The organism is Paracoccus shandongensis (assembly GCF_017315735.1).
Classification (GTDB): domain Bacteria; phylum Pseudomonadota; class Alphaproteobacteria; order Rhodobacterales; family Rhodobacteraceae; genus Paracoccus; species Paracoccus shandongensis.
The window spans coordinates 1-16,454 of record NZ_JAFLRK010000022.1 but is presented as its reverse complement, the minus strand read 5'-3'; the positions used below and the strand labels follow the sequence as shown (position 1 = coordinate 16,454).

Below are 16,454 nucleotides of genomic sequence, written 5' to 3'. Positions count from 1 at the left end.
GGGCCGGGCGGCAAGGCGGGCTTACAGCGTCTCGGCCGTGCGCTGCATCCATTCGCGGTGGCGCAGTTCGTCGGCATGGGCCTTGCCGAAGAAGGCGCGCGACTTCTCGATGGCGTCGGGATGGGCCGAGGCGCGTTCATAGGCCGTGACGGTGTCGTTCTCGTTCGTGGCCATGGCTTTCAGGATCGCGCCGTCGCCGAACAGATCCGCCAGCGCGATCTTGCCGGTGGTCAGCATCTGCTTCATGTCGCCTTCCTGGGGCGCGTCCACGCCCGTCTCGGTGGCCATCTGCCGAAGCACCTCGAGATGCTGCAGGTGGTCCTGGCGGAAGGATTCGGCCTGGCCGGACAGGGCGGGATCCGACAGCCGCGCGATGGTGGATTCGTAAGCCGCGATCGCGTCATGTTCCAGCAGGATCAGGTTGCGGACCAAGTCGTGAATGGTACTTTCGGTGCCTACGGTGGTGGCCATGCTTGCCTCGCGATGGGGTTGCCTGTGCGGGGTGAACCGACAGGCCTGTCCTTTGTTCCGCCCGGGCGGGAAAGGTGCGGCCCTGGTCCGGCCAGCCGGAGAGGGCAGATGACGGCCTTTCCCCTGTTCGGTCATGTGGCTCCCTTCCTCATCCTTCCCCGTCGCTGCGCAACCCAAGCCTCGGGGCAGAACGTGCTGCTGGCGTGCGGGGTGCAGGCGCGGGCCGGACCGGCTGGGCCGAGGACGGCCAGGATCAGGACTGCAACGATAAGGATCATGGGGGTTCCCTGCGGCCTTGTTGCCTATCCCCTTAGAGGAAAATCCTGAAGGCAAGGTTAGCGCCCATGGGAAAAGGGCGCCCTTGCGGGGCGCCCTTTCCCGTGTCTGCCTTGTGGCAGGGGTGCTTACATCATGCCGCCCATGCCGCCCATGTCGGGCATGCCGCCGGCGGGGGCCTTGGGCTCGGGCTTTTCGGCGATCATCGCCTCGGTGGTGATCAGAAGGCCCGCGACCGAGGCCGCGTCCTCCAGCGCGGTGCGCACCACCTTGGCGGGGTCGATCACGCCGAACTTGAACATGTCGCCATATTCCTCGGTCTGGGCGTTGAAGCCGAAGGCCTTGTCCGAGGACTCGCGCACCTTGCCCGCGACCACGGCGCCGTCAACGCCCGCGTTCTCGGCGATCTGGCGCATGGGCGCTTCCAGCGCGCGGCGCACGATGGCGATGCCCGCTTCCTGGTCGCTGTTGGCCGCCGTCAGCCCGTCCAGGACCTTGCCCGCCTGCACCAGCGCCACGCCGCCGCCCACGACCACGCCTTCCTGAACGGCCGCGCGCGTCGCGTTCAGCGCGTCGTCCACGCGGTCCTTGCGCTCCTTCACCTCGACCTCGGTCATGCCGCCCACGCGGATCACCGCCACGCCGCCCGCGAGCTTGGCCACACGCTCCTGCAGCTTTTCGCGGTCATAGTCCGAGGTGGTTTCCTCGATCTGCTGGCGGATCTGGGAAACGCGGGCCTCGATCTCGGACTTTTCACCGGCGCCGTCGACGATGGTGGTGTTGTCCTTGTTGATCGAAACCTTCTTGGCGCGGCCCAGCATGTCGATGCCGACGTTTTCCAGCTTCATGCCCAGGTCTTCCGAGATCACCTGGCCGCCGGTCAGGATGGCGATATCCTGCAGCATGGCCTTGCGGCGGTCGCCGAAGCCCGGCGCCTTCACGGCCGCGATCTTCAGACCACCACGCAGCTTGTTCACGACCAGCGTGGCCAGCGCCTCGCCTTCCACGTCCTCGGCCACGATCACCAAGGGCTTGCCCGACTGGATCACGGCTTCCAGAAGCGGCACCATCGGCTGCAGCGACGAGAGCTTCTTCTCGTGCAGCAGGATAAAGGCGTCTTCCAGGTCCGCGATCATCTTGTCGGGGTTGGTGACGAAATAGGGCGACAGGTAGCCGCGGTCGAACTGCATCCCCTCGACGACCTCGACCTCGGTCTCCATGCCCTTGTTTTCCTCGACGGTGATCACACCCTCGTTGCCGACCTTCTGCATGGCGTCGGCGATGAAGCGGCCGATATTGGCCTCGCCATTGGCCGAGATGGTGCCCACCTGGGCCACTTCGTCGCTGTCGGTGACCGGGCGCGAGGCGGCCTTGATCGCTTCCACGACCTTCAGGGTCGCCAGGTCGATGCCGCGCTTCAGATCCATCGGGTTCATGCCGGCGGCGACCGCCTTCATGCCTTCCTTGACGATGGCCTGGGCCAGAACGGTGGCGGTGGTGGTGCCGTCGCCGGCCTCGTCATTGGTGCGCGACGCCACCTCGCGCACCATCTGCGCGCCCATGTTCTCGAACTTGTCGGCCAGCTCGATCTCTTTCGCGACCGAGACGCCGTCCTTGGTGATGCGCGGCGCGCCGAACGACTTGTCGATCACCACGTTGCGGCCCTTCGGGCCCAGCGTCACCTTGACCGCATCGGCCAGAATGTTCACGCCCCGCAGCATCCGGTCCCGCGCGTCCGTGTTGAACTTCACTTCTTTCGCAGCCATGTGAAGCACTCCTTTCCCTTTAGGCAGCTTTCCGGGCGGTCGCCGGCGTCTCGATCACGCCGAGGACATCGCTTTCCTTCATGATCAGCAGATCCTCGCCATCAAGCCGGATCTCGGTGCCGGACCATTTGCCGAACAGGATCCGGTCGCCCGCCTTGACATCCAGGGGCGTCACCTCGCCCTTGTCATTGCGCAGGCCCGAGCCCACCGCCAGGACTTCGCCTTCCTGCGGCTTTTCCTTGGCGCTGTCGGGGATGATCAGGCCGCCTGCCGTCTTTTCCTCGGCATCGATGCGGCGGACCAGGATACGGTCATGGAGTGGACGGAACGTCATCTCGTTCTCCTTTGGGACAAACAGATTGAGAGGTTCCTCCGCGCCGGTCCGGAAACCGGAGCGGGGCCCGCGCGACCCGTTTGGCATCGCGCGGCACATGAATTGGCACAACCACCGCCGATTTCAAGAGGGGTTCGGGACAGAAATGTCAGCACCTGGGGAACGGTGCTGCCAAAAGGCCACAGCGAAAAGCCGGGGGGCAATATCGCGTGATTTCAGCGCCATCCCCCCTTGGGGGGGTTGATTTGCCCGGGGACTGGGGCAAGATTTTCCCATGGCGATGGACGTTCGGCACGGATGCTGGGGGTTTCATGATGGACATCTATCTTTCAGCGGCACGGGATCTGGTGGTTGAAGGAATGCGCGAAAGCCAGGTCGCGCTGTCGCCGGATCTGGAATTTCACCTGGCCTCGACCCTGGCGCGCTACATGCACCGCCCCCTGGCGCCCGACCGGCTGACGGTCCGGCTGATGGATGCGGCGCAGCGGCGCGCCCGGGGGGGCGAATCGCGGCGGATCGGCGACGAATGCCTGATCTCGTGCGCGTTCTTTTCGGCGCGGCTGGTGCGGCAGGGGGGCACCATCGTCCATTACGCCAGCGTGGGCCAGTCCGCCTATGCCATAGCCGGGATGCCGGAAATGGCCAGCGGCTTTCCCGACATGCTGGATGTCTTGCAGGCAAGCCGCCCGGCCATCGAGGAACAGCCCCTGGCCCGGTCCGAGGGCGAGAACGGCGAGGGAGAGGGCAGGATCCTGATCCTTTCGCCGCGCTTCCGGCATTAGGTGTTGCGCCCCGGCATCCGGTGGATCGGATGGACGATCAGTCTTCTGGCCGTTTGATCCCACGGTTCGATGCTGCGCCCCAATCACGAGTCGGCGCCCCGGACCTGCGATCAATCACAAGAAGGCCAGGGTGGTCTTGTCCTGGCGTCCTTGTGCTGCCCGGCGAAGGAGCATCCTTTCAAACCTGCCGGCCGTCACCGCAGCAGCATATCGTCTTCGTGCCTGCCGTCGGGGATCACCCTGTGATGGGCCTCTCCTCCCTGCCACCGCGCGCCAGCCGATCCAGCAGCTTCGCCACGAAGTCGCGCTGCAACATCAGTTCCTGCACGGTCGCCACGTCCTCGCCGCCCTCGGTGCGGATGCTGCGGCCAAAGGCCCCCGCGACGATGTCGCCCCAACTGCCCAGCCAGCCCGGCAGGTCGGCCTCATCCCTTTTCGGCCCGAGGGTCCAGTGGCGCGCGCCCCGGACCGGCAGCGGGCAGGCGATCGCCAGATGCGCCAAGGGCTTGACAGGCGAGGCGCGGGCCACCGCCTGCGCCAGGACGCCGCCCAAGCCGACCGAGACGACATCGACCCGCCGGTCCGGCGCGGCGAACAGCAGCAAGGCCGCCAGCGCGTCGCGCAACAGCGGCCTGGCGGCGGCCCGGGCGCCCTGGGCCAGATGCTCGACCTGCAGGCGGATGACGGGGCCGAGCTGGCGTTGCAGCACCGCGTCGCGCGAGGTGCCTTCGCGCAGGAAACGCGTCACCGCGCGACCGACATCATGGGACAGGCGCAGGCGGCAGGACAGCATCTCGTCCAGGCCATGGACGATGTGAAACGCATAGATGCCGCGCGCCTTGAGCCGCGCCGTCAGCCGCAGCGCCAGATGGGCGATCAGGTCGCCGTCCATCAGCGGTTCGTGAAAGACCAGCATCAGCCGGGAATAACGCTCTCGCGCCCGGTCGCTGTCCAGATAGGCCGCCGTCTCGGCCACGCCCTGCGCGCCAAGGCCCAGGGTGCCGTCCTCGACCAGGCCCGACCGTTCGGCGTGAAGCACATGGCCCAGAAGGCCAAGCCTGCGGGGGGCGGCCAGCGCGCCATTCGCCCCGCCGGACAGGGCAAAGGCCTTGTCGTCGGGCGGGGCAAGCCGGATCACCCAGGCATCGCGGCAATTCTCGGCCCAGTCGTCATAGCGCCACAGCGCATGTCCGGGCAGGCCGCGATAGCCGCCCCACCCGCCGCCGCGCGCGTTCTGGATGATGAACCCGTCGCGGTCATAGCCGGTGACGGCAAAGGCGTGGCGGCCGCGCGGGGGCGGCGTCTCGGCCAGGTCATAGGGGATGCGCTTGCTGTCATCCAGCGCCCACCAGCCGTCATGGACATCGGCGGTGACGATGACCGCCCCCGCCTCGTGGATGGCCATCCGCATGTCGTCGACGGAAGGGGCGACCCGCAGATAGGCGCCCGGCGTGATGGCGCGCGCCGCGCGGGCGATGCGGCGGGTCAGGAAGAAGGCGGGCTGGCGGGGGACATAGGGGCACAGCGGTTCAGGGCAGACGCCGTTGTGGTAAAAGCCCTTGATCGCGGCCCGCAGGCTGGTGCCGTCGGCGCTGTCGTCCAGCCATTCGTCATGCCGCCGCGCCATCCGGTCCAGCATCCGCACGCTTGCGGTGAAGCCCTGGCCGGGCGCGCGGTAATCCGCGCGCGCGGCAAGCTGGTGTTCGATGGCGGCGGCAAGGGCGAAGGCGGCGCAGGTTCCCTCGTCCCCCTGGTCGCCCACGGGGCCGGGTTCGGGCACGATGCAGTCCGGCACGCGGGACAGGCCCGGCCGGTAAGGGTGGTCGCGGCTGTCGGGGCGGTCGGGGGCGATGCCGCCCTCGGGGCCCGGGATGTCGGCGCGGCGCACCTGGATCGTGGCGGTCAACAGCGCCTCGGCCTCGAGCGGGGCGGGCACCGTGCCGCCGGTCCAGTGCTGGGTTTCTGCACCGTCCGGGGGCTTGTCGCCTTGGCCCGCCAGGATCCGCGCCAGCCAGTCCGTCCCCATCATGCCCGAGGCCAGGACGGCGTCGTTCCAGTCCCCCTGGATGGCCCGGGGGGCGGTGGCGGCGGGCAGATGCTCCAGCCCCTCGCGCGAGCCCTTGACGTGCATCCCGACCACATGCCCGGTGGCGGGGTCGAAAACCGGCGCGCCCGAGAAGCCCGGAAGGGTGGTCGCGTCATGCAGGAACTCGGCCCTTTTGCGGGCCGCGCGGTCCGTGGCGCTGGCGGACGTGCCGATGGCCAGGAACTGCTTGCGCAGATAGGGATCGGCCTGGTCGGCGAACACGCCCACGCCCGGCGCCAGCGGATAGCCGATCACGGCGATGGCGGGGGGAAGCGTCGCGGGGGTGTCCAGCCGCAAGGCGGGGCAGGGCGGGCCCGCCACGTCGAACACGGCCAGATCCAGGGGCGCGGCGCAGATCCAGCGGTCCACTGCCTGCGTCCTGCCACCCGGGAAGACGACGCGGGCGGGGCGCACGGGCCGGTCCTGCACCGCCCCGGCAAAGTCCAGGATGTCGGGCTGGCTCAGCACCACCTCCAGCACATGGCCGGCGGTCAGGAAGCGGCGGGTCGTGCCGTCGCCCTCCGCGTCCACGGGCAGGACCGGCCATGCGGTCGCCACGGGCTCGAACCGGCCCCCGACCTCGACCTCCAGCAGGGCGACAAGGGGGGCCTGGTTGTCGGACAGGGCCTGCAACCGGGCCGGGGTGATGCCCGCCACGTCATGCGGGGGCGCGGGCACGGCCATGGCGCCCCCGGCGGGCAGCAGATAGACCGGGCGGCTTTCGTTGATGATCGAGCGCGCGCGGGGGCTGTCGGCCCCCACCGCCATCATCCGGCGCGCTGCGGCCAGATCATAATCCACGGGACCATTCTTTCCAGATATTAAAAAAACGGGATTCCCCTATATCCATATATTGCGAATATATGTGATTCGTGGCAATGTTATTTCCAAATAAACTGCCGGTTTTTCATTAATTCGCCTGCGGGGCATTTAACGAAACCCTGTGCCCCCGGGCCGTTCGCATCGGGGTTTGTCATGTCCCTGCCGTTTCGTTTCAAGTTCCCCGTCCTTCTGTCCGTCCTGGCCCTGCTGGCCGCGCCGGTTCCCTGGGTCGGCCCGGCCCATGCCCGGGACACCGGCTTCGACGCCACCTGCGTCGCGGCGCGGCAGGGCAGGGGGCAGCGGGTGGTTTGCGCCGACATGGTCGCCCTGGACCAGATGCTGGTTTACAACCGCTTCGGATCGTTCAACCCCTATGGCATGATCTTCGCCCTGCGCCGCGACGTGGTGGCCATGGGCGGCGACGGGGCCGCCAGGCCGGCCGATTGCGCAACTGATACCGGCACGCAGCCCACGCCGCCGGGCCCGTTGCAGGCCGGTCAGGTCCGCCTGCGCGATTGCCGCCGTCCACGCCCGCTGGTGCTGCGCGCGAATGTGGGCGATCTGCTGTTCCTGCGCGTCCAGAACCTGCTTGCCCCCGAGGTGCCGGGCAACCCGCCCGCGCGCACCCTGTCCCGCGATTTCTGCCCCGGGGGCGAGGATCCGGTGGGGGCGCATATCTCTCGCGGGCCGGCCTCGATGGTCGATCATGGGGAGGCGCTTTGCCGGGACCGGGCCCCGTCGGCTGACGGGGGCGCGATCCTGGAGGGCGGCGACTGGCCCCGCACCCGCACGCTGAACCTGCTGGCCGAGGGGTTGATGCCCCTGGCCCTGCCCGGCCAGGACGCGCCCGATCCCGCCTGCCTGGGCCTGGACGCCGTGCCCCCGCAAGGCGAATTCCGCTGCCTTTACGAGGTCGTGCAGGAAGGGACGCATTTCTTCGCCAGCCGCGCCGCCCCCGCCGGGGGCGAGGGGGATGGCGGGTCCATCACCCACGGCCTGTTCGGGGCGGTGATGGCCGAACGGCCCGGCACGCGCTGGTATCGCAGCCAGGTCTCGCAGGCGGCGCTGGATGCCGCCTGGCCTGCCCGCGCGGATGGCCCCCGCCATGCGCGGACGGGCGCGCCCGATTACGAAAAGGCGCTGGACGGCGTGCCGGTCCTGAACATGGCCCGTCCCCTGGGCACCGCGGATTTCCGCGCCGCCGACGCGGTGGAACTTGTCCATGCCGACCTGAACGCGATCATCTGGTGCGACCACGGGGCCCGGCCCCCCGGCGGATACGACGATCCCCCCCTGGGCTGCGCCGATGACACCATGACCCCCGACCGGACCGAGGAGCCGCGCTTTGACGCCTTTCGCGAATTCTCGGTCTTTTTCCACGACGAACTGAAGACCTTCTACACCCGCAACTTCGAGGAACTGGCCCGCTTCGGCCAGTTGGCCGGGGTGCGCGACGGGTTCGCCATCAACTATGGCGCGTCCGGCATGGGCACGATGCTGCTGGCCAACCGCAAGGGCATCGGCCCGGCGGCGGCCTGCGCGGAATGCCTGTACGAGGAATTCTTCCTGACCTCCTGGGCCAATGGCGATCCGGCGCTGCTGGAATGGTATGCGGACGATCCGTCGAACGTGCATCATTCCTATCTGAACGACCCGGTGGTGTTCCGCAACTTCCATGCGGGGCCCAAGGAAACCCATGTGTTCCACCTGCACGCCCACCAGTGGTTCGCGGGCAACGACCACGGGCGCGGCAGCTATCTGGACAGCCAGACCGTCGCGCCGGGCCAGGGCTTCACCTACAACATCTATCACGGCGGGCGGGGCCGCGAGAAGGGCGCCTGGTATGTCGGCGGGTCGGGCAACCGCAACCGCACGGTGGGGGATTCGATCTTCCATTGCCACCTGTATCCGCATTTCGCCCAAGGCATGTGGGCCTTGTGGCGCGTCCACGACGTGTTCGAGGACGGCACCCGCAAGCTGCCCGACGGCCAGGCGCAACCGGGCCTGTCCGCCGACATCCGCGCGCCCGGGGAAGCGCGCTTCATCCGCCCCGGCAGCGTCGATCCGAAAACAGGCGCCTGGAGCGGCGGCGCAGGCACGCCGGTCCCCGCGCTGGTTCCCCTGCCGGGCGAGGCGCTGCCGCCGCTGCCCACCTATGCCGCAGGGGGCGACGGCGCGGCCCTGTCGCCGGGTCACGCCTTCCCGACCGGCGGGCCGGAACGGCTGATCCGCGCGCAGGCCTCCGCGCCCGCGCCTGCCAACGATGCGCCTGCCGCCGACGCGCCCGCCGATGCGGTGCCCGATGCCATGCCGGGCTATCCCTTCTATGTCGCGGGCCAGGCCGGTCACCGCCCGCCGCAGGCCCCCGGTGACATCGCCCGCGCGGTGGACGGCGACGGCGCGCCGGCCGGATCCTATCTGTCGGGCGGGCTTGGCCGCCATGTGATCACCGGAGCCGCGCGCGAACTGCCGCTGAACCTGCCCCCGGCGATCCTGCAACGGGACGCGGACCTGGCCGCCGCGCTGGACCAGGGCGACAACCGCGCGCGCCTGGAAACGCTGCGCAGCCAGATCGTCGCCAAGGCCCTGGCGCTTGGCGACATGATGGCGCATCTGGGCCATGCCGACATCCGCCTGCTCGACCCCGAGGGCGAGCCGCTGGAACGGGCCGCGCAGGCCTTCCACTACAACGGCGCCGGGCTGACGGTGCGCGCGCCCGACGGCCAGCCGGTGACGCCCGCCAACGGATCCTATCCCACGCCCAGGGCGCCCCTGCCGGGCAGCACCGCGATGGAACCGGGCGCGTTCCAGGTCAACGGCGCACCGCCCGCGCCCGGCGCGCCCTATGCCGATCCCTGCGGCGGCGCCAGGGGCCGCGAGGGCGAGGCCACCGGAACCGATCCGCTGACGGGCCGGGCCGGATACATCATCGACCCCAACCTGAACGGCTTTCGCCGCTACAAGGTCTCGGCCGTGCAGCTGGATCTGGTCGTGAACGGGGCGGGCTGGCACGATCCGCAGGCCCGCATCGACGTGCTGACCGGCACTTCGGACGATTTCAAGCTGGCGGACGATCGGGGGGACCGCATCTCGCCCACCACGCGCGACGACGTGCAGCCGTTCTTCTTCCGCGCCCTGTCGGGCGAATGCATCGAGTTCCGCCACACGAACGAACTGCCCAAGGAACTGGACCTGGACGATTTCCAGGTCAGGACGCCCACGGACACCATCGGCCAGCATATCCACCTGGTGAAGTTCGACGTGACCTCCTCGGACGGGTCCGGGAACGGCTGGAACTACGAGGACGGCACCTTCGCCCCTGACGAGCTGATGGCGCGGCGCTGCGCCGCCCTGCGCGGGGGCGGCATGACGCCGTCGCGCGCGGGGGCCGATCCGGGCGCATGGGGCGCGCGTCCCGCGACCGCCGCCGAATGTGCCGCCCTGAACAACGGCCGGGTCTGGCGGCTGCCCTTGTCCGCGCATCGCGACCTGTTCCAGACCACGGTGCAGCGCTGGTTCGCCGACCCCATCATGACGCTGGACGGCGCGGACGACCCGCGCGACCCCGACGACAGGCCCGAACCGCAGGACCGCACCATGCGGACCGTGTTCAGCCACGACCATTTCGGCCCCTCCTCGATCCAGCAGCACGGCTTTTATACCGCTCTGCTGGTCGAACCGGCGGGCGCGCGGATCTGCGACCCGCATGAGCAGGGCAGCTGCACGGCCCAGGTCGGGCCTGACCCCTGGGCGCTGCGGGACGGCACGCCCGAATGGATCGGCGCGCAGAAGATCGTCAAGGCGGGCGGGCGGGATGATCCCACCCATCCCGACTACCGCGAATTCGCGCTTTCCATCGCCGATTTCGCCGTCCTTTACGATCCCCGCGACCGCGACACCCCCCAGGCCGTCGAGCCCGCGCCGGGTTCGGATCATTCCGGCATGGCGCGGCTTTACTGCGAAGCCCGGCAGGCGGCGGGCGCGGCCAGCGCCGCCGCCACCAGCGATCAATGCGGCGAGGCCGAGGCCGAGGCCGGGGAACCCGACACCGCCCCGGCCTGGTGGGCGGCGGGCGCGCCGGGCGACCTGCCGTTCCACCGTGCGCGCCTGCACGGCAGCCTGATGGGCGACGCCGATGCCCTGCGGCTGCGCGACCACCTGGTCTATTACCGGGGCCGCGCCGCCTCGCCCGATGGCAGGCCCATCGGGAACGGCACCCTTGCCAAGCCCGTCGCGCCGCCGGTCAGGCCCGAATCCATCTCGGTCGATCACCACGATCCCTATCTGGTCAGCTACCGCAACGCGCCCCTGCCGCTGCGGCTTGGAACCGACCGGGCGGACGGATCGCCCAGCAGCGATTGTGCGGCCCTTGGCATGACCCGCTGGGGCACGGCGGCCGCCAGCCCCAGCGAGGTCGTGGGCAGGCTGATGGCGGGAACCATGCCCCGCTGCAGCCACCGCTATCAACTGGCGGGGGAACGGGGGGACGCGGGCCATGTCCTCAGTTCCTGGATGCCGGGCGACGCCAGCGCGCCGCGCCGCGACCCCGAAACCCCGCAGTTCGAGGCCTATCAGAACGAACGCATCCTGTTCCGCCTGATCCAGGGCGCGCAAGAGGTGCAGCATGTCTTCAACCTGGCGGGCATCGCCGGGCCGCGCAACATCGACCAGCGGTTCCCGCAGGGAATGCGCGACCTGGCGGTCACCGTCGATCCCGCACGCGCCGCCTGCTTCCGGGCGATGCGCGACACCCGCCCCGAGGAATATGACGAATGGCTGAACCTGACGCCCAAGGCCCGCGAGGACTATGACGAGACCAACACGGAGGACGCGGAGGCGCTCGCCCGCTTCGACGCCTTCGACCGCGCCCTGGCCAATTGCGACAACGCCGAGGGCTATACCTTCGCGCAAGAGGTCGGCATTTCCGAGCATTTCGAAATCCGCGGCCGCCTGCGCAGCGACGTGATCTCGATGGAACGGCGGCGCGAGGATGCCGCCCTGCGCGCCGCCGCGCCGCAGCCGGGCGTGACCGAGGCGTCGGATTACCTTTACAACTTTGGCACGCTGGATTCGCTGTGGAACGGTGCCTGGGGCCTTGTGCGCATCTACATGGGCCAGCCCGAACGGGCCGCGCTGCTGGCCCGCTGGGGGGACCGGGCCGCGCCTGAAACCCTGGTCGCCGTGGACAACGCCTCGGCCACGCCAACCGAGATGGCAAGCCGCCGCGCCGAAGCGCCATCCCCGAACGACGCGCTTGGCTGCCCCCTGCCCACCAACGGCCTGCCCGGGCACGAGACGGCGGGCCTTGTCGTGGCGCTGCGCACGGCCGACGCCTGGCCGGGCGGCACGGATTACGGCGGCCACCGCCGCGATCCCGACGGGCTGATGCTGGCGCTGCTGAACCCCGACCGCCTGCCGGGCGCGCGCCGCGACATGCGCGACAACGGCGACTGGCAGGACTTGCGCCGCAGCGACGTGCTGTCCGCCGTGCGCGCCGCCTATGCCCGCCCCGAGCCCTTCGTGATGCGGGTGAACGCGGGCGATTGCGTCGTGCTGCGGTATGTGAACCTGCTGCAGGACGGCCCGGGGGGCGGGCTGCCCGACGGCCTGGGCGATGCCCTGATGCCGAAGATCGCGCCCTTGAACGTGGATCCCGTGCCCCAGGTCACGCGCAGGACCGACGCCAACGGCACCCGCGTCACGGGCACGTTGACGCCCACGACCCGGCCCGCCAGCGGGCTGCGCCCCTCGGCCCGGCTGGGGTTGTCGGTCGGGCTGCCGGGGGGCGACCTGATCCGCAACCTGCCGCTGGGCTATGGCATCAACAGCCCGGCGATGCCGCCCGCAAGCCGCCAGTTCGCCGAAGTCTCGGGCGAGCTGCGCTTTTACGCCGGGCGGATGCGGATCAACCTGCCCGAAGGGGGCAGCAACCCCCATGACAGCGTTGCCGCCGATGCGGTCATCGCGGCCCGGGACAAGCTGGACCAGTGGGCAGGCCCCGGGCCGTCCTGGTCCGCCCGGCGGGCGGCGGGAAGCGATCCGGTCCATTTCACCGTCCTGGGCGTGGGCTACACGATCCCCGGCGCCATGCTGGACCAGGGCCAGCAGGACCGGATGCAGCTTTTCGCCCAGGCCGAATTGCAACGGCACATCCACTGGATCCCCTATGCCTTCGGCCCCGTGCCGCTGCGGGTGACGGGGGATGTCGTGTCGCAAACGGTTCACGGCCTGTTCGGGGTCATCGACGTGGTCCCGCGCGGCTGGACCATCCCCGCGCCCTTGCAGACGCCGATGCAGACCCCCGCCTCGGACGGGGAACGGCTGATGCAGATGGTCGATCTGGGCCTGGCCGACAGCCCGGTCGCGGCGGCGCGGCCCTGGCGCGGCGCGGCGGTGCCGGGCGGTTTCGGCGCAAGCGCCCTGTTCCGGGACGTGCGGCTGGATCCCGACGGCACGGACCAGCCGGTCGACATCCGCGAATTCATCCTCTTTTACCAGGACGGGCTGAACCACCACGATACGCAATCCAGCATCCGCTGGAGATGGGACGACGGCAGGACCGAGGCGGCAAGGATCGTTCCCGACTGCCCCATCTGCGACGACAGCTATGACAGGGGCGACCAGGGCGTCAGCTACCGCTCGCGTCCCTTCGCAAGCCTGCTGCGTTTCGCCGACATCGCGGGCAGGGGCCGCATCGAGGCCAGCGACGACCTGAACGCCGTCACCTTTCCGCCCCGCTTCTTCGCAGGCCAAAGCACCCATGGCAGCGGCCGTCCGACCGGACCGGACCGCCAGCCCCTGGTGCTGATGGCCTGCCCGGGCGAACAGGTGCTGATCCGCGTCGTCCACCCCGGCGGGCGGGCGCGCCAGCGGGCCTTCATCATGAACGGGCTTGGCTATGACGACCTGTTCCCGGGCTTCGGCTTCCCGAACTCGGCCCTGGTGGCGCCGGGCAAGGCGGTCTCGGCCTGGCTGCATCCGCCGACGGTGATCGGCCCCGACGGACAGCGCCGGCCGGTCGAGGGCAAGGTTCTGTGGCATGACGGCCCGGCCTTCCTGATGGCGGGCGGCACCTGGGGGCTGGTCGAGTTCAGCGACAGCGCCTGCGAGGGGGACGGCCGGTGAGGCGCCGGGCGGCATCGGGCGCGGCATGGCTGGCGGTCTGCGCGGCGCTTGCCGGTCCGGCCGCCGCGCAGGATTTGAAGCCGCCGCTGGCGGCGCAGGTCCGATACACGGGGGCGGACGGGGGCGACCTGGCGCAGGTCCGGCCCGGCCAGCCCTTCAACGTCGTGCTGGACTTCACCGCGCAGGTGGGCTCGGTTCCCGCCGATCTTCAGCCGATGGGCTGGCTGCGGGAACGGGGGCCGGGCGATCTGCCCTGCGGGGAAACCGCCGCCGCCTATCGGGCCACGGGGCGCGCGGCGATCGGCAGCGTCGATCTGAACGGGGTGGTGCTGGGCATGGCGGCGCGCGACGGCGCCTTCACCGTTCTGGATCCGCAGCGCGCGCTTGGCACCGCGAACCTGCTGGCGGCGCGCCGCTTCGACCTGCCCCCGGCCGGCCTGGCCGCCGACCCGTCCCTGGGGCGGTTCCTGCTGAGCCTGCCCGACCGGGGGCAGCTTCTGGCGGTGACGCCCTATGGCGACACGCAGGTTCTGGCCGACGGCCTGGACCGCCCGGGCGCGCTGGTGCCGGCGGCCTCGGGCGGGGCCTGGCTTTTGGAGGAGGGGACCGGCGATGTCCTGCGCCCGGGGCACGCCCTGCGGCTGGCGCTGGACGCGGTGGCGATCACCGGCGACAGCGGGACCGAGCCGTCGCAGCGCCTTGCGGTGCTGTCCCCCGACCGGGTGACGGTGCTGGCCGACGACGGGGGGCGGATCCTGTCGGCCCCTGCCCCGGGTGCCGTCGCGGTCGGGCTGAACCGCGACGCCGCGCTGTGGCTGGGCCCCGGCGCGCTGCATGTGCTGTGGCTGGATGCGCCGGGCGCCGCGCAGGCGATCCCGCTGGCCGGGACATTCGACGCCCTGGCGGCCAGCCCCGGGGGGCGGATGGTCTTTCTTTACGCCCGCGACCGCACCGGCTTTGCCGTGGTGGATCTGGCGCTTGGCCGCATGGTCCAGGGCGCCGAAACCGGCAGCCCCGTGGCCGAGGTGGCCTTTCTGCCCGACACCGCCATGCTGCGGCTGGCCGACCAGTCCACCATCGGCGTGATGGACCTGCGCCGGATCCAGCCGGGGACCGAGGCGGTGGTGGGCCGCGTCGCCATCGGCCCGCCGCAACCCGGGGCGGGGGACGCCGTGCTGCTGGCCCCGCTGCTGCCCGAACCCGCGATGCTGGCGGTCCATGCGGACAGCTATACCGGCTTCGTGCTGGACAGCCGCCACGCCATCAGCGGCAAGCCCCCGATGGAGGCGATGCGCCTGCGCGGCGGCATCCCCCGGATCGTGCGCGCCCTGGATCGCGGGTTGCGCCCGACTGGCCCCGGCCAGTTCACCGCCGCCGCCCGCCTGCCGCGCCCCGGCGATTGGGAACTGGTGGTCAGCGCGGGCGTGGGCCAGATGGCGTTTTGCGCGGGGCTGCCCATGCCGCCGTCCCCGCAACCCGCCGCGCCGGAACCGGGCCGCATCCAGCCGCAGGCCGATGCGGGGGGCGGCATCCGGCTGCGCTTCACCGACGGCAAGGGCGCGCCCGCCGCAAACCTGTCGGGCGTCATCGACCTGGCCGCGCTGACCGGGAACTGGCGGCAAAGGGGGCCCTTCGCCACCGATGCCCTTGGCCTGACCACGCAAAGCTGGAACCTGCGTCCGCGCCTGCCGCTGGTCGTCATCGTCCGCACCGCGAACCCCACGGGCTTCGCCCCCCTGGTCCTGGAGACGGTCCCATGATCCGCGCGCTGTCCCTTGGGCTGGCCCTGCTGCCCGCCCTGGCCCTGGCCCATGCCGGGCACGATCACGCCACCCCCATGGAAAGCGCCTTTGTCCAGGAAACGCTGCTTCTGCCCGACATTCCCGTGACCGACACCCAGGGCCGAAGCGCGGGCTTCGTGTCGCGCTATGGCGATGCGGGGCCGGTGCTGATCTCGTTCATCTATACGGAATGCGAGGACAACTGTTCCATGGTCAAGGCCGTGATGAAGCTGGTCGACGACGACCTGCAGGCGGCCGGCGCGCCGCCCCTGCGGCTGATCGCGCTGTCCGTCGATCCCTGGCGCGACACGCCGCAAAGCCTGGCCGCTGCCGCCGCCGAGATCGAGGCCAGCGACAACTGGGACTGGCTTGTCGCCAGCCGCGCCGACACGCCCGTGCTGTTGTCGGCCTTCGGCCTGAAGCCCGGCCCGGTCGAGGCGCACGAGGCCGTCTATCTGCTGGGCGATTTCCGCACCGGCAGGTTCTGGCGCATCCCCGGCGTTCCCGAACCGCAGGCCCTGATCGACCATGCCCGCCAGATCGCCCCATAGGCGCATCGCGGGGTGGCTTGCCATCCTGGCCCTGGCGGCGTCCCCCGCCCTGGCCCAGGACGGCGCGGCCCTGTTCGGGGGCGGCGAGGGGTTGCAGGCCCGGCTTGGCCGCGTGGACGGCCCGGTCCTGCCGCCGGGCCAGTTCAGTTGCGCCGGATGCCACGGCGCGGACGGCCGCGGCGGGACCGAGGGCGGCAGCCAGACCCCGCCGCCCATCGACTGGCAAAGCCTGACCGCCGCCACGCCGCAGCGGCCCCCCTATGACGAGGGCGCCTTTGCCCGCCTGCTGAGCCAGGGCGTGACCCCCTCGGGTCGGGTGATCTCGGCCCGGATGCCGCGCTTCCAGGGGCCGCCGCAGGCGATGGCCGCCTTGTTCGCCCATCTGCGCGCGCTGGACGCGGCCGAACGGCAGGGCCTGGCGGCGGACAGCGTCGCCGTGGCCCTGCCGCGCTCGCCCGGC

General features: G+C 70.6%; 9 protein-coding genes. 5 read left to right on the top strand and 4 right to left on the bottom strand.

Translation table 11 applies throughout. The features are described from left to right. Nucleotides 1-21: 21 nt before the first annotated feature. The 3 genes from JX613_RS13345 to JX613_RS13335 all read right to left on the bottom strand — a co-directional run bounded on the left by JX613_RS13345 (nucleotide 22) and on the right by JX613_RS13335 (nucleotide 2,847). Nucleotides 22-471 (bottom strand): DUF892 family protein, encoded by a 450-nt coding sequence (locus JX613_RS13345; RefSeq protein WP_207101958.1) that lies wholly within the window; start codon nucleotides 469-471, stop codon nucleotides 22-24. A 404-nt stretch (nucleotides 472-875) separates the two neighbouring features. Further along, entirely contained in the window at nucleotides 876-2,513 is a 1,638-nt protein-coding gene (gene groL / locus JX613_RS13340; protein ID WP_207101957.1) for a chaperonin GroEL, read from the bottom strand. A gap of 19 nt (nucleotides 2,514-2,532) precedes the next feature. Beyond that, a complete protein-coding gene (locus tag JX613_RS13335; protein ID WP_207101956.1) occupies nucleotides 2,533-2,847 on the bottom strand; it encodes a co-chaperone GroES in 315 nt (104 codons plus the stop codon). Between the two features lie 311 nt (nucleotides 2,848-3,158). On the opposite strand from JX613_RS13335, the gene JX613_RS13330 reads away from it, so the two are divergent. Next, nucleotides 3,159-3,629 (top strand): hypothetical protein, encoded by a 471-nt coding sequence (locus tag JX613_RS13330; RefSeq protein WP_207101955.1) that lies wholly within the window; start codon nucleotides 3,159-3,161, stop codon nucleotides 3,627-3,629. 235 nt (nucleotides 3,630-3,864) lie between these two features. Here JX613_RS13330 and JX613_RS13325 read toward each other — a convergent pair whose 3' ends face one another. Then, a complete protein-coding gene (locus tag JX613_RS13325; RefSeq protein WP_207101954.1) occupies nucleotides 3,865-6,516 on the bottom strand; it encodes a trypsin-like peptidase domain-containing protein in 2,652 nt (883 codons plus the stop codon). A gap of 174 nt (nucleotides 6,517-6,690) precedes the next feature. Here JX613_RS13325 and JX613_RS13320 point away from each other — a divergent pair, with 174 nt between their 5' ends. The 4 genes from JX613_RS13320 to JX613_RS13305 all read left to right on the top strand — a co-directional run. Beyond that, nucleotides 6,691-13,662, top strand: coding sequence for a hypothetical protein (locus tag JX613_RS13320; protein ID WP_207101953.1), 6,972 nt, complete (start codon nucleotides 6,691-6,693; stop codon nucleotides 13,660-13,662). After that, complete coding sequence (locus JX613_RS13315; RefSeq protein ID WP_207101952.1) at nucleotides 13,659-15,422, top strand: hypothetical protein; 1,764 nt, start codon at nucleotides 13,659-13,661, stop codon at nucleotides 15,420-15,422. Before JX613_RS13320 ends, JX613_RS13315 begins: the two co-directional genes overlap by 4 nt. Further along, complete coding sequence (locus JX613_RS13310) at nucleotides 15,419-15,994, top strand: SCO family protein (RefSeq protein ID WP_207101951.1); 576 nt, start codon at nucleotides 15,419-15,421, stop codon at nucleotides 15,992-15,994. Before JX613_RS13315 ends, JX613_RS13310 begins: the two co-directional genes overlap by 4 nt. Further along, on the top strand, nucleotides 15,972-16,454 hold a 483-nt coding region (locus JX613_RS13305; protein WP_207101950.1), incomplete at its 3' end, for a c-type cytochrome. The genes JX613_RS13310 and JX613_RS13305, both read left to right, overlap by 23 nt.